Consider the following 18,600-nt stretch of genomic DNA (forward strand, 5'->3'; position numbering starts at 1 on the left):
AGTTACAACCAACTGCAATACAAAAAAGTCAGTTATGAAAAAGATGATGGTAGCCCTTGTTGTCCTGGTAGCATTGGCTTCAGGCAGCGCTTATGCACAACGCCCAGGCGGCGGTGGCGGCAATCCGGCTCAACGCAAAGAGATGATCCTCAAAAACCTGAAGGATTCTGTTCAGCTGAGCGATGATAAAGCCAATAAAGTAGCCGATATCCTCGAAGAAACCAGTAGCAAGAGAAGAGAGATCTTCCAGGATCAGTCTTCTGACCGTGATGCTAAAATGGCTAAGATGAAGGAACTCCAGGAGGAATCAAACAAAAAGGTGAAAGCTATTCTTTCTGAAGAAGAGTATGTTCGCTACGAAACCTACCAAAAAAACCAGATGGGTCGTATGATGAGGCCCGGTGGTGGACGCGGCCCCAGGCAACAGCCCCAGCGTTAATATCAGCGCTTTAATACGTTTCACGTACAGCCCCCCATGGCATTTGGTTACAGAATGGCATAAAAGCAAAGAGGTTGGTCTTAAACAGGCCAACCTCTTCTTGTATCATCAATAAATTATTATTGCATCTGGAAAGTTTCGAGGAATTTGGTAGTGAAGTTACCTTTTCTGAAATCTTCGTTCTGCATCAGTTGTAAGTGGAATGGAATGGTAGTTTTCACGCCTTCGATCACGTATTCGCTCAGCGCGCGGTACATGGTATCGATGGCTTCTTCGCGCGTACGTGCAATAGTGATAAGTTTACCAATCATAGAATCGTAAAAAGGAGGGATCACATAACCTGCATAAACGTGGCTGTCGACGCGTACGCCATGGCCTCCGGGCGTATGTAATACGGTGATCTTGCCTGGTGAAGGCCGGAAATCGTTATACGGGTCTTCGGCGTTGATACGGCATTCGATAGCATGCATCTGGGGTTCATAGTTCAATCCGGAGATCTTTTCGCCCATTGCTATTTTCAGCTGTTCTTTAATAAGATCGAAGTTGATCACTTCTTCCGTAACACAGTGCTCTACCTGAATACGGGTGTTCATTTCCATGAAATAGAAATTTCTGTGTTTATCGACCAGGAACTCAATGGTACCGACGCTTTCGTAGTTGATAGCGGATGCAGCTTTGATAGCTGCTTCGCCCATACGCTGGCGTAATTCGGGTGTCATGAACGGAGAAGGAGATTCTTCTACCAGCTTCTGGTGACGGCGTTGGATAGAGCAGTCGCGCTCGCTGAGATGACATACGGTGCCATAGCGGTCACCGGCTACCTGGATCTCGATGTGACGGGGATCTTCCACGAATTTCTCCATGTAGATGCCATCATTCTTAAAAGAAGCGGCAGCCTCGGTTTTAGCGGTGTTGTAAGCGCGCTCCATTTCTTCTTCGCTCCAAACCACACGCATACCTTTACCTCCGCCACCTGCAGTAGCTTTAAGGATAACAGGATAACCAACGAGATTTTTAGCAAGTTCTTTTGCTTCTTCCAGGCTTCCTAACAAGCCGTCACTACCGGGGATACAGGGAACGCCTGCTTTGATCATCGTTTCTTTTGCGGTGATCTTATCACCCATAGAATTGATCATTTCGGGAGTGGGGCCTATAAATTTAATACCGTGGTCGCCACAGATCTGTGCGAATTTGGCGTTTTCTGCGAGGAAACCATAACCCGGATGAATTGCATCGGCATTCGTGATTTCAGCAGCAGCCATAATATGGGGAATATTGAGATAAGATTCGCTGCTTTGAGGCTTTCCAATACATACTGCCTCATCAGCGAACTTTACATGAAGACTGTCTTTATCGGCAGTAGAATATACCGCTACCGTTTTAATGCCCATTTCGCGGCACGTGCGGATAACACGTAATGCTATTTCACCCCGATTGGCTATCAGTACTTTTTTAAACACGACTATTATTTATTTTGAAGGATAAATGCAAATGTCAAATGCTGTAGTGACTGCCTGGCAGTATACTACTGTAACATTCTACATTCTTACGCGGGTTCTACCAGGAATAAAGGTTGATCGTATTCAACAGGACTAGCGTCATCAACAAGTACTTTTACAACCTTGCCGCTTATTTCACTTTCAATTTCATTGAACAGTTTCATGGCTTCGATAATGCAGATCACTTTACCGGGAGCGATTTCGGTTCCTACTTCGGCAAACAGTGGTTTATCGGGTGAAGCGCGACGGTAGAAAGTACCGATCATAGGGCTTTTAATAGTAATCAGGTTATCGGTTTTAGGGGCAGCCGGGGCAGCTTCTGCAGCCGGCAAAGCGGCAGCAGGAGCCGCAGCTAATTGCTGTGGCACAGCCGGAGCTGCAGCATATACAGGAGCAGCAGGGGCGGCGAAGACAGTCTGCACCTGGTCTTCTTTCTGCTTGATGGTTATCTTAAAGTCCTTCTCCTCAATGCTAATCTCCCCGATGTTACTTTTATTAATAACCTTGATCAGTTCCTGAATGTGTTTGAAGTCCATATAATGATTTTTGGGGTTTTTATTGCTTTTTTACCTCGTTTTAAGCAAAAATGGGTGGCAAAATAGGCAATTTTCACATAATAATAGCTTTTTTGCCAAAAGAGGGATGTTTTCCCGAACTAAATGAATAATGCGACAAAAGGATAGCAAATGCTATCCTTTTGTATATCTGTTGTATCGGCTTAATCTTTTACACGCTCTACGTACTCGCCGGTCTTCGTATTAATACGGATGATCTCACCTTCGTTCACGAACAAAGGCACGTTTACAGTAGCTCCTGTTTCAACTGTAGCAGGCTTTAAAGCACGCGTAGCAGTATCGCCGCGTAAACCTGGCTCACAATAGGTAACCTGCACCACAATTTTCTCAGGCAATTCTGCACCAATAGGTTGTTCGGACTCGGTATTGATAAATACAAATACTTCGGAGCCGTCTTTCAGGAACTGAGGAGCATCGATCATGTCTTCTGCAAGCGCGATTTGCTCGAAAGTTTCGTTATTCATCAGGTTGAACCCTGTTTCATCTTTATACAGGTACTGGAAAGTTTTTTTCTCTACACGAACCGGGAAAATAGTTTCACCACTATTCCAGGTTTTTTCAATAGTACGGCTGTTGTCAACACCCTTTAACTTAGCCCACACTTTCGCTGCTGCACGTGCAGTTTTGTTTTCTCCGAATTCTACCACCGAGTACAGACTGCCGTCAAGTTTCAGGATCATTCCACGGCTGATATCTGATGTAGTTGCCATAAAAGAATTTTGTTAATTTTTACTTTTAAACCCCCAGGTTAATATGCTGAGGCACATAAGGTCGCAAGGTAAGACCTATTTTCTAGTCTATCAAACCCGGATATCCCCTTTTTAAAACCGGAAACCCCATGACCGTTGACGCGGCGATTTCAATACAGGGGCTCCGAGATCGTGTTTTATAAGGCCTTTTCCCGTGGGCACCCTGGAAAAGAACCACTTAGGCATGTAAAAGCATCACTCTCTTATATATTATATAGCAATATGTTTCGTGCAAAATCTCCATTCAATTATGATTTCTGATCGTCCATCCCAATTATTTATAAACGCCAGAAACACGCACTATATTCGTTCGCCGCCTGGAGATCATCAGGCAGACGCCGTGATTGTGTTATTACCAAAGTAATTGTAGAAAAGAGCTGAGAATCTGACCAATCTGCAACACGCCGCAGACCAGTACTACTCATTTTCTAAAATCCAATGGCTTGAAAAAGACATATTTTAAGTTCCACACCGTTAGTTTATTTCTTTTCCTGATAGCCTATCCGGCCTTTGCGCAAAAGGCAGAAGGCTATTTGCAAGACAGCAGCAACAAGCCCGTCGCCTTCGCCAATGTAGTATTATTCGGTTTACCGGACTCGTCGTTTATCAATGGCGCCATATCAAATGAACATGGGCATTTTATGATCACCTATGCCGGTAATCATACGGAGGGTTATCTGCATATCAGCTGTATGGGCTTTGAGACCATTATATTGAAAGCAAAAGCGGATATGGGGCGGATTTGCTTAAAGAGCGCCGTTTCTTCGATACAGGAAGTTATCGTAAAAGGATCGCGCCCGGTGATCAGGAATATAAACGGCAAGCTTCTCGTAAATGTAAGCAGCAGTTTTTTAAGTAAGGCGGGGAACGTATTCGATGCCTTGCGGCGGAGCCCTGGTATTACAGTAGATGACAATAACAAAATAACGGTGTTTGGAAGAGGTGTACCGATCATCTTCTTAAACGGGCGGGAATTAAAGAATCCGGCAGAGCTAGCCACGCTACAGTCAAGCGATATCGTCAGCTTTGAAATAGACCGGAACCCTTCAGCGGAATATGCGGCAGCGGGCAATGCAGTCATTAAGATCACCACTAAAAAGGCACCTTCAGACGCTGTCAATTTCCAGCTCTATAATGAAGCTCAATTTGCGAAAAGGTATAGGAATTCAACAGGTGGCAATTTGAATGGGCGGTTTGGGTCAACGGATTTTGCGGTCAACTATTCTTATACTGCGAACCGCTACAAAAACCTGGAGGAAGCGTATGAAAATAACTTCCAGGACTCTTATACTATCACAAACCGGAATTCTGCGGTCAGGTATCCGTCTTTTACTGCCCATAACATCTATGGCGCCATTAACCAGGCTTTTTACAAGAAACACGTTATTGGTGCGCAGGTAACTTTGAAGCGTGAGGATTCGAAAGAGAAATCCCAGGCAGCGCAAACCATCGCGCGTACCGACAGGGCCACCGTATTCAGGGATGTCAATAAAAGTGGCAACGGCAAGGCCGATGTATCGACCTATAGCCTGAATTACCTGTTTAAAATGGACAGTGCAAGATCGTTGTCGCTTATTGGCGACTATTCGAAAGTTTCTGATATTTCTGCGGAAAAAATCACGGAATTGAATCATACCAATAGTACATTGCTCAATACCTTACTGGATAATCGAGACAAATCGGAAGTTTACAGTGCGGTCGCCGATTTTGAGACGCCGGTTTTCAGGCGTATCACCATGAAAGCAGGGGGAAAGTATGCTGAGGTGAAACGACAGAGCCAAAGGATTTCCACCAATATAGACAACCTTGAAAATAATTATACAGATAACAACGCCATCAACGACCAGATCAGCGCTGCCTACCTGAAAGCTGATTTTCGCGTTGGCGCTTTTACCATGAATACGGGGTTACGGTATGAGCGAACCGAGACAAAGGTGAGGTCGTTGCAAACGACGCTTGTAGATTCAACTTACGGGGAATGGTTTCCGAGTGTTTCTTTCAGCAGCAGATTTCGCAGCAGCCGGGTGTCTTCGTTTACATTCGGTTATACGCGTAAAATAGACAGGCCGGCTTTTCGCGAGCTTAGTACCAATGTCATTTATTTCGACGCCAATTCCTACGCCGTTGGCAATCCCAGGATACGGCCTACCCTTATCAATAATTTCAGTGCAGACCTGTCTTTATTCAGAGGGCTGAGTCTCAATTTCGGCCACCGTATAGAAAACAGCCCCCGTGTTTTAACTGCGGTTCCGGATGACAGGAACCCTACTATTATCAAGTACACCTTTGTTAATCTTGACAAAGCGCAATACAGTTTCGTGAATATCGACTATTCTTTATCCCGGAAATGGTATGAGGGCACCTTAAGTACAGGTATAGAGAGGCCGTCAATAAAAGTTCCGTTCCTGGGGGAAGTGAGGAAGGTTCAAAAGCTGAATTACATATTGAAGGTGGAGAACAATTTTAGCCTGTCGGACAAGGTAAGTGTGTTTTGCAGTTATGTTTATTACAGCAGGAAAGACGATCTGATGACACATTATTATGGCCGTTATAATCTATCTGTTGGCGGGAATGCTTCCATTTTAAAGGATAAGTTAAAAATATCTCTCCTTGCGAACGATATATTGAATAAATCGGATACGAGGTGGGAGGACAAGTATGCGAATATTATCTCTGGTTCGATCCCTGATCACGATAATACCTGGGTAAGACTGATTGTGCGGTACCATTTCAGGAATTTCAAAAAAACGAATGTGAAAAGGATTGCGGGTGAGGAGGAACTTGACAGAATGTAGCGGATTACATTTTTCAGTGTTAACTTTAGTATATGAAGCAATACGTTTTACTATCCATTTTCATCGTTACGGCGTTGTTTTCACAGGCGCAACAGTTTGATGACACTCCTCCATACAAAAAGAACAGTTCGCTGCCGGAGTTTAAGATTCTGCAGGCAGACAGTACCTGGTTTACCGACCTGCTGATCCCGGAACACAGGCCGGTTATTATCATGTATTTCAGTCCCGAATGCGGGCATTGCCAGGTAGAAGCTGAAAATCTTGCGCAAAACCGCGACAAACTCGACTCAGCCTTCATGTTGTTTGTTTCTTATCATTCCCCTGAAGAGGTTGGTGCGTTTGTGAAAAAGTATAAACTCGACAAATTCCGCTATACAGCTGCCGGCAGGGACACCGAATACAATCTGCCTTCTTTTTTCAGGGTACAGCAAACGCCGTTTATCGCTGTTTATTCTAAATACCATCAGCTTGTGAAGGTATTTGAAGCCGGAGCCAATGCCGAGGAGCTCAGTAAATTGCTACAGGAATAGCCACCTGGAAAAGTTTTATGAAGATTCTTTTACAGAAGGGAGGTATTATTATGTCTTTTTTGTAGGATTTTTGCCACCGAAATATACTATATGAAAGTGACTGTTGTAGGTGCTGGCGCGGTAGGCGCCACCTGTGCCAATAATATAGCCAGGAAAGAACTTTGTGACGAATTGGTTTTAATAGACATTAAAGAAGGTATTGCCGAAGGGAAAGCACAGGATATCTTACAATCAGCAGCATTGCTAGGCTTTGATACCCGTATTACCGGTTGCTCCCGTGATTATGCCCATACAGCAGGCTCTGATGTTGTTGTTATCACTTCGGGGCTGCCGCGCAAACCCGGCATGACCCGCGAAGAGCTTATTGGCGCCAATGCCGGCATTGTAAAGGAAGTGACGCAGCAGATCCTGCGCTATTCTCCCGATGCTATTCTTATTATTATCAGTAACCCTATGGATACGATGACCTATCTAGCCTGGCAGAGTTCCGGTTTGCCTAAACAGCGTGTGATTGGTATGGGCGGAGTGCTCGATAGTGCGCGATTTAAATATCAGCTGAGCAAACAGCTCGGTGCGAGTGCAGCCGACCTCAATGCCGTTGTCATAGGCGGCCATGGCGATACCACTATGTTACCCCTTATCCGTTATGCCAACTGGAACAGTGTTCCGGTAACAGCGCTGTTAACACCTGAACAACAGCAACAGATAGTAAACGCCACCATGGTTGGCGGCGCCACGCTTACCAAGCTGCTCGGCACTTCGGCCTGGTATGCTCCCGGAGCTGCTGCTGCCGCTGTTGTGGAGGCTATTGTACGTGACGAGAAGAAACTCATGCCGTGCAGTGTTCTGCTTGAAGGTGAATATGGCCTTAATGACATCTGCCTGGGTGTACCTGTTACCATTGGTCGTAATGGCTGGGAAAATATCATTACTTACCAGCTTAATGAAACGGAACAGGCAATGCTGCATCAAAGTGCTGATGCCGTTCGCAGCATGAACGATGTGTTGAAGAACATTTAAATATCGCAACGTTCCGGTGTCTGGATACTGTGAATTTCGATGGAAGTTAAGGCAGTAACAGATCTTATTTAAAGCTGGTGGCAGCTGCAGCAATAGCTGGGATATCCTGCTGGTTCATACATTTGAAATGCCCTTTGGGGCATTTTTTGTGTCCTATTTTGCTACAGGGGCGGCACGACAGTCCTTTTACTTCAAAGATCCGTGATGCTACCATCTTAGCGCCGTAATAAGGTGTCATTCCAAAAGCCGGGACCGTATTGCCCCAGATAGAAATGACGGGCTTTTTAAAGGCTGCTGCTATGTGCATCAGCCCGGTGTCATGTGTGACAATCGTTTTCGCATTCTTCACGAGCCAGGCGCTTTCATTGAGGTTAAACTTACCGCAGGCATTATAGATACGCACAGGATCATGCGCTGCAATAAGATCCCCTTCGGTCCTGTCTTCCGGGCCTCCCAGCAAGATCACCGGGAAATCTATAGCTGCACATAATGCTTTCAACTTATCAAGGGGCAGCTTTTTGGTATTCAGCGCCGCTCCAATTACGACGCCCACATAACCAAAATGATGGCTAAGCGGCAGGTCGGACATAGGCAATTCGTCTGCGGGAGGGATAAAGAAATCAAGCCCCTGTCCGTCGTTTTCCACGTCGAGGAATTTTACTGTTTCCAGGCAACGGTCTACAATATGTTTATCGGGTAATATATTGATCTTGAGAAAGGAGGTCAGCAGGAATTTTTCGATATTCAGTTTATTGAATGCAACAGACTTAACACCGTGCAGGGCACGTTTCACTCTCAGGGTGCGCAGGTTTTTATGAAGATCGATAACCAGGTCAAATTTTTCGGTTTGCAGCCGCGCGATCATTTCATCCCAGTTGTTATCCAGCATATGCAACTTATTTACATATGGGTTGGAAGCTATTAGTCCCCGGAACGATTTCTTGGTCAGAAAATGGACTTCAGCATCCGGCACCTGCTGTTTAACACAACGAATTACAGGCGTAGTTAATACTATATCGCCAATAGAGGAGAAGCGGATGATCAGTATTTTCATTTATTCTTCTATATAGTTCAAATCTTTGCCAAAGGTTTCCTCAAGCCTTGTCAATGCCCATATGGCAATGCCAAAGACCACGACACCTACTGTAATATTTGCCACGACAGAATTGTAATGCAGGCGGTACTTGAGGAACTCGTATGCAATATTAATAAGAACTACTGTTCCGCGCACCAGGTTGGGCGCAGTATTCGTAACTGTAGACCTGATATTGGTCCCAAAACTTTCGGCAGCGACGCTCATGAACACTGCCCAGTACCCTACCGAAAATCCCATAACGCCAATACCAGCATAAAAAACAAACATGCTTTGCGGGGCAAACATGTAGAATAAAACGATGGTGATAATGGACAATGTCATAAATAATGCGATCGCCTTTTTACGGCTGCGCATCCACTGAGAGATAAGGCCGCATGCAAAATCTCCGAAGGTTAGTCCCAGGTAGGCCAACATGATACAGTTAATCGGGATCACCTTTCTTTCTTCGTCTGAAAACTGAAGGCCCATAGCGTCGGCCAGCTCCGGCGAATACTTTGCATACAATTGAACAATATACCAGAGGGGTACTGCTACCAATACAACGCCTATGTACTTCATCATTCTTTTTCGTTCACTGAAGATGAGTTTAAAGCTGCCTTTGCGGGCTTCGCTGGTTTTCATGGTTTCGAACATGCCCGATTCCATAATACCTACACGTAATAGGAGCAGGCATATACCCATACCCCCTCCGATGAAGTAGCAGTAACGCCAATCGCCCACCCATTTCACGACAAAGCCACCGACTACGGCGCCCATGATACCGGTGCCTGCTACCAGCGCCGTACCTATGCCGCGCTTTTCCTTGTCGAGCAGTTCATTGACCAGCGTTACGCCGGCCCCGAGTTCACCTGCCAGGCCAAAGCCGGCGGCAAAGCGCAGGAGCGCATATAAGTACACTTCTGTAACAAAGCCATTAGAAATATTCGCAACTGAATAAGTAAGTATGGAGCCAAATAATACCGACAACCTGCCTTTCTTATCTCCCAGGATACCCCAGAAAATACCACCTGCCAGCATACCTATCATCTGCCAGTTATCGAGCATTAACCCTATCCGTTCAATTTCTTCACGGGAGGTAATACCCAGATCGCGCAGGCTGGCGGTACGGATCATTCCAAACAAAAGCAGGTCGAATATATCGACAAAATACCCCAGGGCTGCCACCCAGACAACCAAACTGGTTAACGTGTATTTTTTAGACATGGTACGGAAAGGCTTAGGCTTATGGCAATCGTTAGGTCGCTCCGTTATTCACTATCGGGCGGCAGAACCGGAGTCGCCTTTTTTTTACCGAAAAATATTTTAAAAATGACAGGTAAGGTAGTAATTAAAATGATAGCAATGGTAATGCCTTCGATATGATCTTTTAAACTGAAGCCAAAACGATTTTGCACCCAGCTTTGTAAGAAGTGGCCACCCAGCATCATGGAAGCAACCCAGCAAATACTGCCTATTACATTATAGAACAGGAAAGTAGCACGGTTCATTTTTACGATACCTGCGATGATAGGTGCAAAGGTGCGGATAACAGGCAGGAACTTGGCAAGGAAAATGGTAGCCTTACCATATTGTTCGTAAAAGTCTTTGGCTTTGTACAAATGTTTTTTCTTAAAGAGCAGGGAATCTTTTCGCTGGAACAAGAGGTCGCCGGTTTTAGCACCGAACCAGTAACCAACAAGGTTACCAAGAATAGAAGCCAGGATCACCATCAGGATGAGTACACTATAATGCACTCCAAACAAAGAGCGGGCGAGATCTTCGATATAAAGTCCTGCGGCAAACAACAAACTATCGCCAGGCAGAAAAAAGCCGAGGAATAAACCTGTTTCGGCGAAGATGACGATCAATAATACAAACACTCCACCGTTGTGGATAATCCATTCGATAAACTGCTGAACAATTCCTTTTTCCATTATTCTTTATTATACTTGTTGAGGTGTGGCCAGTTCTCCTTCCCACTTGCTCACCACGCTGGTTGCTAATGCATTGCCCAGAACGTTGGTAGCAGTACGGAACATATCACAAAAGTGATCGATAGGCAGAATCAAAGCTATGCCTTCCGGCGGAATTCCGAACATACTACAGGTGGCAGCGACTACCACCAGTGATGCTCTGGGAACGCCTGCGATCCCTTTACTTGTGAGCATAAGTACCAACAACATCGTCAACTGCGTTCCAAGGTCCAGCGGGATCTTAGACGCCTGTGCAATAGCAATACTGGCAAACGTCATATACATCATGCTGCCATCCAGGTTAAAAGAATATCCCAGCGGCAAAATAAACGACACCACCTTATCCTTACACCCAAACCGCTCCAGTTCTTCCGTCAGTTTCGGGAATACAGCTTCACTTGAAGTAGTACTAAATGCTATGATTAACGGCTGTAAGATACGCTTTATAAGCAAAGGAAGTCTGTTACCTAATATTAACCAACCCACTAAAAGTAAAAGACCCCATAAGAGAAAAATACCGATCAGGAAGTAGACAAAATAATACATGTAAAATCCGAAAATGCCCAGTCCTTTTTTTGCGATAATGGCGGCGAGCGCGCCAAATACACCCAAGGGCGCAAAGTTCATTACATATCCCACCATTTTCAGGATGATATGTGATACTGCATCCAATGCTTTTACCACTATTTTGCCTTTATCGCCGATGGCTGCTGTAGCTACACCAAAGAAGATAGAAAACACTACGATCTGTAAGATCTCGTTGTGCGCCATGGCATCTATAAGGCTTTTGGGGAATACGTGTTCCACAAATTTATCAAGGGAGAATTCCTGCGTTTTACCTACGAGGTCGGCTGCTTCTGCTTTATCGGCCAACGAGCTGCCGATTTCGATATGTGCGCCCGGCTGAAAGAAGTTTACCAGCAGCATACCCAGCAATAAACTCGCAAGTGAAGCCGAAATAAACCATAACATGGCCTTACCTCCTACCCTTCCCACGGTTTTAAGATCACCGAGTTTTGCAATACCCACCACCAGTGTACAAAATACCAGGGGTGCTATGATCATTTGAACAAGAAACAGAAATATTTTGGTGAGCAACCTTATTTTAGGAGCAAAAGAATTGATGGTTGCCTCAGAAGCCTGCGTATGAACAATATAACCCAGGACTGTACCTAACAACATTGCAACCAGAATATACAGCGTTAATTTGTTCTTTTTCAACATGAGCTTCCGTTATAATTTGCGCAATATAGCAAATAGTGGAAGGTGATTTACATTTTCTATCGCAGTAGAAAAAATCATAATACGGTTTTTTTGACGAAATATTTGGGAACGCGTACGAATAATACCTATTTTTCCAGATCGTTTAGCGTAAATCAACTTAACTGTATGAGTCTATTTGCTAAGAAATCACTTCAATCTTTACTTGCTCAAGCAGGAGATTCGGAGAAAGGTTTAAAGCGCACCCTTTCGGCCAGTTCCCTGGTAGCTTTAGGGATCGGCGCAATTATCGGAGCAGGTCTTTTTGTAAGAACAGCAGCTGCCGCCGCGCAGAATGCGGGTCCTTCGGTTACTTTAGGTTTTATTGTTGCAGCCATTGGCTGCGCCCTTGCGGGTTTGTGTTATGCCGAATTATCATCATCTATTCCCATTGCCGGCAGCGCCTATACTTACAGCTATGCCACCATGGGTGAGCTGATAGCCTGGATCATTGGCTGGGATCTTATTCTTGAATACGCTGTAGGCGCCGCCACCGTTGGCATTGCCTGGAGTGAATACCTAAATAATTTACTTGTAAATGTGTTGCACTGGAAGGCGATACCTTATGAATGGTGTCATTCTCCCTTTGAACATAATATAGCAGGCGTTCATGGTATTATCAACATACCTGCGTTGTTCATTGTAACTGCGCTTACCTTATTACTGATAAGGGGTACGCAGGAATCGGCGCTGGTAAACGGGATTATCGTTGTTACCAAAGTTGCGATCGTAATACTCATTATTGTAATAGGCTGGCAATTCATCAACCCTGCCAACCATACGCCTTACATACCTCCTGCCGGCACTTATACAGATCACCAGGGTATTTCACATAGCTTCGGTGGCATTATGGGGATCCTTGGATCGGCGGGTGTCGTCTTCTTTGCGTTCATAGGCTTCGATGCGGTAAGTACGGCTGCACAGGAAGCCAAAAATCCGAAGAGAGATATGCCTATAGGTATTCTTGGTTCTCTTGCTGTTTGCACTGTATTATATATTCTGTTTGCGCATGTATTAACAGGCGTAGCTACTACCGAAGATTTCAGAACCAGTGGTAAAGAAGCCTCTGTAGCTTTTGCTATCAACAAATACATGCATGGTTATGCGTGGCTGGAGCAACTGGTAACTATCGCCATTCTTGCAGGGTTTTCTTCCGTAATACTGGTAATGCTGCTTGGTCAATCGAGGGTGTTCTATTCCATGAGTAAAGACGGCTTACTGCCCAGGACCTTCAGCGCCATTCACCCCAAATATAAAACGCCGTATAAAGCCAGCCTTTTTGTATTGATACTGGTAGGCATTTTCGCAGCATTTGTACCAGGCGATGTAGTAGGTGATATGAGTTCGATAGGAACCCTGTTTGCGTTTATGCTGGTTTGCGCGGCCGTTATTGTTTTACGAAAAACAGACCCCGGGTTAAAAAGGGAATTCAAGACGCCATTTGTACCCGTGCTTCCTATTATAGGCATTATTGTGTGTGGCGCTATGATCTTTGGGTTGGGCTGGACCAACTGGCTTCGTCTCATTGGCTGGCTGGCATTAGGTTTCATTGTTTATTTCGGGTATAGCAAGAAAAACAGTACGGTTCAAAAAGAGCTGCGCGGCGAAAAAGCCGACGCCTGATCCTAATTACCGATCAAAATACCTGGCTGCCGCAACTTTTGAAGTTGCGGCAGTTTTTTTACGTAGCCCTTATACCTGTCTGTCGGGCGGAATTTTAACCTCAGCAGGGGAACAATTTGCTGCTAAAACCTTTTTTGCTGTAAAACGGCGGTATTTTCCGTAAGCAGCCATTACTTTGCAGGCTGCCGCCGAAATAGTAATTTTGCGCACGAATATTTTTTAAGCGTTATATAATTATACATATTATGGGTCGCATATTTGAAGTAAGAAAAGCCACGATGTTTGCCCGCTGGGACAGGATGGCCAAGCAATTTACCCGCATAGGAAAGGAGATTGTTATTGCCGTGAAAGCAGGTGGCCCCGATCCTGCCACAAACCCCGCCTTACGCCGTTGTGCACAGAACGCCAAAAGCGTTGGCATGCCTAAAGACCGCGTAGAAGCTGCTATCAAAAGAGCACTTGGCAAAGACACCACCAACTACGAAGAGATCTTATACGAAGGATATGCGCCTCACGGTGTAGCCCTGGTAGTAGAGACAGCTACCGACAACCATGTTCGTACCGTAGCCAACGTAAAAGCAGCTTTTAACAAGGGCGGCGGATCACTCGGCAACAGTGGCAGCGTAAGCTTCCAGTTCAAAAAAATGGGTGTTTTCAAACTGAAACCTGAAGGTGTTAATCCTGAAGAGCTTGAACTTGAACTTATCGATGCCGGCCTTGAAGAACTGGGCGAAAGCACCGATGATAAAGGCGAAGAAATAATAGTGTTACGTTGTGCTTTTGTTGATTTTGGCAGCCTTCAGAAAGCACTTGAAGAAAAAGGTATCACACCGCTCAGTGCTGAAACAGAATGGATCCCTACTACTACAGTGCCTGTGAACGATGAACAAGCCGAAGAAGTAAGTAAGCTCATTGAACGCCTGGAACAAGACGAAGACGTTAACAAGGTATTCCACAACATGGGATAAGAACATTCAGTTATACAAAGGACAAGGCCCGCTAATGCGGGCCTTGTCCCATTAAGGACGATCCATGATGTGTAAAACCGTTCTTTTCATGACAGCTCCATCCATTTTGGGCATAGCCCTATTATTCTTTAACGAAAACAATCCGGTTCCTGTCTGCTTTATAAATAGCAGCAAAAAATTCTGACAGCATATTGAAATCACTGGCAGGATAACGGTCCGGCACTATCTCGTATTTACGGAATACGGTAATATTATTGCCTTCTACCTTATAAGCAATGGCATAACTACCAAACTTATTAGACAAGGTAACGTTCTTTGGCACTGCTTCAGGTTTGTAACCTGCCGGGATCTTAATGGAAACAGTATCTATATCACGGAACCCGTAAGAGAACCTGATATCAAATTTCCTTGGTTTTTCTGTCGATAGCCTGGAGCCTGATCTGCTAAGCATGTTAGGCGATACAAAGAGTCTTTTACCGGAAACGCTGGCATAACCTGTGGAGCTGATATGAAGGATTTCGGTAACCTCGGGTAACGACTGCATTTTTTCGGAGTATTGTACGTTCTCTACTTTATAGGTAGGCAAGCTAAATGCGCTATTGAGGTGACGGTCTCTTTGTTCTTTAGTAGCATTATGAATAAGGCCAAATGCTTCTTCCTGCTGAATACCAGTAAAAACAGTTGTTATATCGGCCAGCAGGTTGCCTTCCTCATCCACCAATGCATTTACCTTTCTGCGCTGCTCATTTTCCGCCACGGAATAACGGGGTGTCCAGGCTACTTTACCTCCGTCTTCCGTAATAAGCAATACCTGCCTGTTACCGGTAAAACTACCCATAAAGCCGGCAGGAATGTTCTGGTTGGTGCATTCCAGCCAAACGCTGTCTTTGCCATTGGGCACGCATACGATGATATGATCAAAATAATCATTAGGAAAATCTTCAATCAATCCCTGTTGTCCTTTACCGGAATTTACGAGCACATAGTGAGAACGGATACCTGCCTCCTTCAGCAGGCTGGTCATATAATTAGACAAAGCTTTACAATCGCCGTATTTTTTTGCAGCCACATAGCTGGCGTCAAAAGGTTGCAGGCCGCCAATCCCCAATTGAATACTGATATACCTTGTATTCCGCTGCATGTATTGATACAATACCCGGATCTTTTCCTTATTGTCGGTGATGCCGTCTGCTAAAGCATGCACCTCTTTCTTTACCTGATCAGGCAAAACATCGCGTCCCTGGTTTAGTTTAAGATAAAACTTACCGAGTTCCTGCCAGTTACTCATGTTGCCAGCATAACCACTGTATTCAAATACAGAGGGTGCCAGATAAACAACCGGGGTTACTTCTTCCCAGGGCAACTGGTAGGGTTCAGGAATTAATGGCATGAGGTTTTTCACTTCCCATACATATGTACGGTTTTTAGCGGTAGTAATAATGGGATTGCCAGGATAGTTACTTTGTTTATAGCGCAACTGATAAGAAGTATCGGCTTCTATAACAAGCCTTGACAACTGCACTCCTATATTTCCTTCCCTTACAGGCTGCCATTGAGGTAACACATAAATACCATTGTAAGCAACCTCATCTTCATATTCTACCGTAAACGGGTATTGATGATAATTAAAATCGTGGCTTTTGTAACGTGCATCCGTTGCCAGTGTGCCATCGTCGTCATAAGCAAAATCGCGGATATCCTTTTTCTTCACGGAACGCAATAAATGGCCGGAGGCATCGAACAGTTTTCCTGTTATATCGCTCAGCCCTTTAAACTTACTGTATTCGTGTATGTAATGTGCATAGTAATAGCCTTCTTCGTCTAAAATCGTATACGCGTATTTGCTATAGACTATCGCCTTATCAGTTCCTTTTATCACTACCCGTTTCTCTTCGAAACGTTTCACGATATGAGCGTTCTCTTTTATGGAATCCGGGATCAGGCTTACATTATAATCCTGTGCGTACGCGTTCTGCACTACTACCAAAAAGATGAGCAGCAAACCAGTGTATAAAATTCTGCTTACCATTAATTCACTTTTTTAAAGACAATTTGTTCTCCCTGTTTCTTAATCACATAGGTATAGAACTCCCGTAACGTCTGATAATCGTCCGGTTCAAAAAGCGTTTTATTTATCATTAAACGATAGCGCATCTGAACAAGGTTTCCGGCTACCGCTATCACGTATTCAAATTTCCCCTGGGTTTCATTCAGGTGTACCCGAGTAGATTTAGGCAACTCTTCCACTTTATACCCGTCTGGAATTTCCATGGTAAACAAATAAGTATCATCGATACAATAGGGCATTTCTACGGGATAAAAGCGTTCTGCGGCTTTAAAGGGGTTCTCTTTCTTCACTGCCAATGCCATCAATGGATTGAAATACACGATAGGTTCGTCTTTAAAATCGAATGCAATATCGTAATGGCAATCAAGCGGCTCTTCCAGTAAGGAAACGGAGTCTATTCCACCATTAGAAACTTCCACATCCTGGGAAAAACCTTTTTTAATATCCTTAAAATATTCTTCCTGTTTGGTTGTTCTTAACTTGCTACGCACCCCAGCAGATTCAAAATAGCCCATATTATGGGTAACAGTTCCTTTTAACTCATTCTTTTCCTTAGATATAAATACGATCGTGCTATTCTTTTCACGGAGAGAATCGGGAGACAGATCGATCAATATCGGCATTTTGTCGATTACACGGCCAGAGCCATTATAACATTCGCCGGATAACTTACCAAATCCCAGGTTATATGTTGCATCGAGGTTAAAAAAGACAGTATCTACCAGTACACGTGACAATACGTAGTTGAACTTAGATATGATAGGATAAGTTTCCATAGCCCTTCCATTATCTCTTGTGCTCAGCAAAACGGGATGTGCATCATATCCCTTATTAATATAGATAGTTGTCAGCAACAGGTTCAGATCTGCGACATTACCTTTTTTTGTCTGAAAGGTCTTCTTCAATGACTGGGAGCGGTATACTGCGGAATGGTCGGTACAGGTATAATTATCTCTTACATAGCGATAAATACGTTTGGCATTTTCGAGTGAGCTTAGATTTTCATCAACAACAGCTTTGAGTTCGGCATCCAACCAACCATTACGATCGGAGAGGCCTGCTCCGAAGCTTTCATGTTTCAGCATTTCATCTGCCATATCCATCCAGTTACGCAGGATCTTTTTCGGAGGGACATCGGGATAACGTATGGTAGACAACTGGAACTCAATCTTAGCTATGTAATTACGCAGCGTAGTTATGTATGCTTCTTTTTTCAGGGCCGGCACATTTTCCATAGCCCAGATACTTTTTACCACATTGCCGCGCCAGGTATAGGTTTGTGAAGGGCCGGCAGTTTCGCCGACGTCGGAGATATACAACGATCCATACGATACCATAGCGGTATCTATACAGTAGGGATGATACCCTTGTTTTACAAAAGCAAAGTCCAGTAAAGCAGGAATGGTCACCTCATACTCGCTCCACAGACGTGGGTAATTACCCTGGTAGTACCAGGTGGGTATACGATAGCTGCCCGGATCACTAGTGGTGAAGGTATATTCTATAATAGAGCCTTCTTTAATATTCGGGAAAGTGAATTTACTTGTCTGATATCCTTCAGATTTTTCTTTAAAGATGCTGCCCTTATCGAGTTTGGTAACGACAACCTTTCCATCTTCCAGGTTATAAGTGGCAGCCTCCAGTTTTTCAAGTTGCTGCGGCAACCTTCCGTCGACGTATAGACTAAAGGCTACGGTAGCCACGTCAAAAGAATTTTTCTTCAGCAACCTGGTTCTGACATGACAGGTAAATTCGACGCTGATATCTCCTTTGTTGTTCCCAACAAACTGAGTTGATCCTGATTCAAATAAAACTACTGCATCGGCAGTGCTATCGACGCTGTAATAAGTGGGAGTGAAATCACTAGCCTTAACGTCTCCAAATTTGAATTTGGGGCGGTTTTTCTGGGCAAAGCCGGTTGCTGCAAAAAGCAGCGCCAGGAGCACCGGCAGAATTCTGGTATTCATGGTCTTTAGGGATAGGTGAAACTCGCACAATAATACAATAATTATTGAGTTGTGTCCCC

15 protein-coding genes are annotated in these 18,600 nt (G+C 44.5%); 6 read left to right on the top strand and 9 right to left on the bottom strand.

Annotation, left to right across the window (positions count from 1 at the left end; all coding sequences use genetic code 11):
- Positions 1-34 precede the first annotated feature (34 nt).
- Entirely contained in the window at positions 35-439 is a 405-nt protein-coding gene (locus tag ESB13_RS12085) for a hypothetical protein (RefSeq protein WP_129003611.1), read from the top strand.
- Between the two features lie 119 nt (positions 440-558).
- Here the strand turns inward: ESB13_RS12085 and accC are convergent, their stop codons facing one another.
- The 3 genes from accC to efp all read right to left on the bottom strand — a co-directional run bounded on the left by accC (position 559) and on the right by efp (position 3,223).
- Entirely contained in the window at positions 559-1,899 is a 1,341-nt protein-coding gene (gene accC / locus ESB13_RS12090) for an acetyl-CoA carboxylase biotin carboxylase subunit (RefSeq protein ID WP_129003613.1), read from the bottom strand.
- An 86-nt stretch (positions 1,900-1,985) separates the two neighbouring features.
- Positions 1,986-2,474, bottom strand: coding sequence for an acetyl-CoA carboxylase biotin carboxyl carrier protein (gene accB / locus ESB13_RS12095; RefSeq protein WP_129003614.1), 489 nt, complete (start codon positions 2,472-2,474; stop codon positions 1,986-1,988).
- A gap of 182 nt (positions 2,475-2,656) precedes the next feature.
- Positions 2,657-3,223 carry an elongation factor P gene (gene efp / locus ESB13_RS12100; RefSeq protein WP_129003616.1) on the bottom strand — a complete coding sequence of 189 codons (567 nt, stop codon included), beginning with the start codon at positions 3,221-3,223 and terminating at the stop codon, positions 2,657-2,659.
- 482 nt (positions 3,224-3,705) lie between these two features.
- On the opposite strand from efp, the gene ESB13_RS12105 reads away from it, so the two are divergent.
- The 3 genes from ESB13_RS12105 (at position 3,706) to mdh (ending at position 7,607) form a co-directional block, all read left to right on the top strand.
- Positions 3,706-6,057: an outer membrane beta-barrel family protein gene (locus ESB13_RS12105; protein WP_129003618.1), complete on the top strand. Its 2,352-nt coding sequence runs from the start codon at positions 3,706-3,708 to the stop codon at positions 6,055-6,057.
- 32 nt (positions 6,058-6,089) lie between these two features.
- Positions 6,090-6,587 carry a TlpA family protein disulfide reductase gene (locus ESB13_RS12110; protein WP_129003620.1) on the top strand — a complete coding sequence of 166 codons (498 nt, stop codon included), beginning with the start codon at positions 6,090-6,092 and terminating at the stop codon, positions 6,585-6,587.
- A 90-nt stretch (positions 6,588-6,677) separates the two neighbouring features.
- The gene (gene mdh, locus ESB13_RS12115) at positions 6,678-7,607 is read left to right on the top strand and encodes a malate dehydrogenase (protein ID WP_129003621.1); all 930 of its coding nucleotides are present in this window, start codon (positions 6,678-6,680) and stop codon (positions 7,605-7,607) included.
- A 64-nt stretch (positions 7,608-7,671) separates the two neighbouring features.
- On the opposite strand, the gene ESB13_RS12120 is transcribed toward mdh, so the two are convergent.
- The 4 genes from ESB13_RS12120 to ESB13_RS12135 are packed head-to-tail and all read right to left on the bottom strand — an operon-like array spanning position 7,672 to position 11,879.
- On the bottom strand, positions 7,672-8,661 hold the full coding sequence (locus ESB13_RS12120; protein ID WP_129003623.1) for a glycosyltransferase family 9 protein: 990 nt from the start codon (positions 8,659-8,661) through the stop codon (positions 7,672-7,674).
- Positions 8,662-9,906 carry an MFS transporter gene (locus ESB13_RS12125; protein WP_129003624.1) on the bottom strand — a complete coding sequence of 415 codons (1,245 nt, stop codon included), beginning with the start codon at positions 9,904-9,906 and terminating at the stop codon, positions 8,662-8,664.
- A gap of 44 nt (positions 9,907-9,950) precedes the next feature.
- Positions 9,951-10,616 carry a DedA family protein gene (locus ESB13_RS12130; RefSeq protein ID WP_129003626.1) on the bottom strand — a complete coding sequence of 222 codons (666 nt, stop codon included), beginning with the start codon at positions 10,614-10,616 and terminating at the stop codon, positions 9,951-9,953.
- Positions 10,617-10,625: 9 nt separating this feature from the next.
- Positions 10,626-11,879, bottom strand: coding sequence for a dicarboxylate/amino acid:cation symporter (locus ESB13_RS12135; protein ID WP_129003628.1), 1,254 nt, complete (start codon positions 11,877-11,879; stop codon positions 10,626-10,628).
- Positions 11,880-12,044: 165 nt separating this feature from the next.
- Between ESB13_RS12135 and ESB13_RS12140 the strand changes: the two genes are divergently transcribed.
- Both ESB13_RS12140 and ESB13_RS12145 read left to right on the top strand, forming a co-directional pair.
- Entirely contained in the window at positions 12,045-13,538 is a 1,494-nt protein-coding gene (locus tag ESB13_RS12140) for an amino acid permease (RefSeq protein ID WP_129003630.1), read from the top strand.
- 245 nt (positions 13,539-13,783) lie between these two features.
- Positions 13,784-14,506, top strand: a complete 723-nt coding sequence (locus ESB13_RS12145) for a YebC/PmpR family DNA-binding transcriptional regulator (protein WP_129003632.1) — start codon at positions 13,784-13,786, stop codon at positions 14,504-14,506.
- Positions 14,507-14,627: 121 nt separating this feature from the next.
- Here ESB13_RS12145 and ESB13_RS12150 read toward each other — a convergent pair whose 3' ends face one another.
- A complete protein-coding gene (locus ESB13_RS12150; RefSeq protein WP_129003634.1) occupies positions 14,628-16,535 on the bottom strand; it encodes a DUF3857 domain-containing protein in 1,908 nt (635 codons plus the stop codon).
- Positions 16,535-18,541 carry a DUF3858 domain-containing protein gene (locus ESB13_RS12155; protein WP_129003636.1) on the bottom strand — a complete coding sequence of 669 codons (2,007 nt, stop codon included), beginning with the start codon at positions 18,539-18,541 and terminating at the stop codon, positions 16,535-16,537. Before ESB13_RS12155 ends, ESB13_RS12150 begins: the two co-directional genes overlap by 1 nt.
- Between the last annotated feature and the right edge of the window lie 59 nt (positions 18,542-18,600).

It is taken from the genome of Filimonas effusa (genome assembly GCF_004118675.1).
Classification (GTDB): domain Bacteria; phylum Bacteroidota; class Bacteroidia; order Chitinophagales; family Chitinophagaceae; genus Filimonas; species Filimonas effusa.

Excerpts from the sequence above, each read along its gene's own strand:
- ESB13_RS12125 (WP_129003624.1), bottom strand. The coding sequence starts at position 9,906 with ATGTCTAAAAAATACACGTTAACCAGTTTGGTTGTCTGGGTGGCAGCC.
- ESB13_RS12150 (WP_129003634.1), bottom strand. The coding sequence starts at position 16,535 with ATGGTAAGCAGAATTTTATACACTGGTTTGCTGCTCATCTTTTTGGTA.
- ESB13_RS12130 (WP_129003626.1), bottom strand. The coding sequence starts at position 10,616 with ATGGAAAAAGGAATTGTTCAGCAGTTTATCGAATGGATTATCCACAAC.
- ESB13_RS12140 (WP_129003630.1), top strand. The coding sequence starts at position 12,045 with ATGAGTCTATTTGCTAAGAAATCACTTCAATCTTTACTTGCTCAAGCA.
- mdh (WP_129003621.1), top strand. The coding sequence starts at position 6,678 with ATGAAAGTGACTGTTGTAGGTGCTGGCGCGGTAGGCGCCACCTGTGCC.
- ESB13_RS12110 (WP_129003620.1), top strand. The coding sequence starts at position 6,090 with ATGAAGCAATACGTTTTACTATCCATTTTCATCGTTACGGCGTTGTTT.
- efp (WP_129003616.1), bottom strand. The coding sequence starts at position 3,223 with ATGGCAACTACATCAGATATCAGCCGTGGAATGATCCTGAAACTTGAC.
- accB (WP_129003614.1), bottom strand. The coding sequence starts at position 2,474 with ATGGACTTCAAACACATTCAGGAACTGATCAAGGTTATTAATAAAAGT.
- ESB13_RS12085 (WP_129003611.1), top strand. The coding sequence starts at position 35 with ATGAAAAAGATGATGGTAGCCCTTGTTGTCCTGGTAGCATTGGCTTCA.
- ESB13_RS12120 (WP_129003623.1), bottom strand. The coding sequence starts at position 8,661 with ATGAAAATACTGATCATCCGCTTCTCCTCTATTGGCGATATAGTATTA.
- ESB13_RS12155 (WP_129003636.1), bottom strand. The coding sequence starts at position 18,541 with ATGAATACCAGAATTCTGCCGGTGCTCCTGGCGCTGCTTTTTGCAGCA.
- ESB13_RS12145 (WP_129003632.1), top strand. The coding sequence starts at position 13,784 with ATGGGTCGCATATTTGAAGTAAGAAAAGCCACGATGTTTGCCCGCTGG.
- ESB13_RS12135 (WP_129003628.1), bottom strand. The coding sequence starts at position 11,879 with ATGTTGAAAAAGAACAAATTAACGCTGTATATTCTGGTTGCAATGTTG.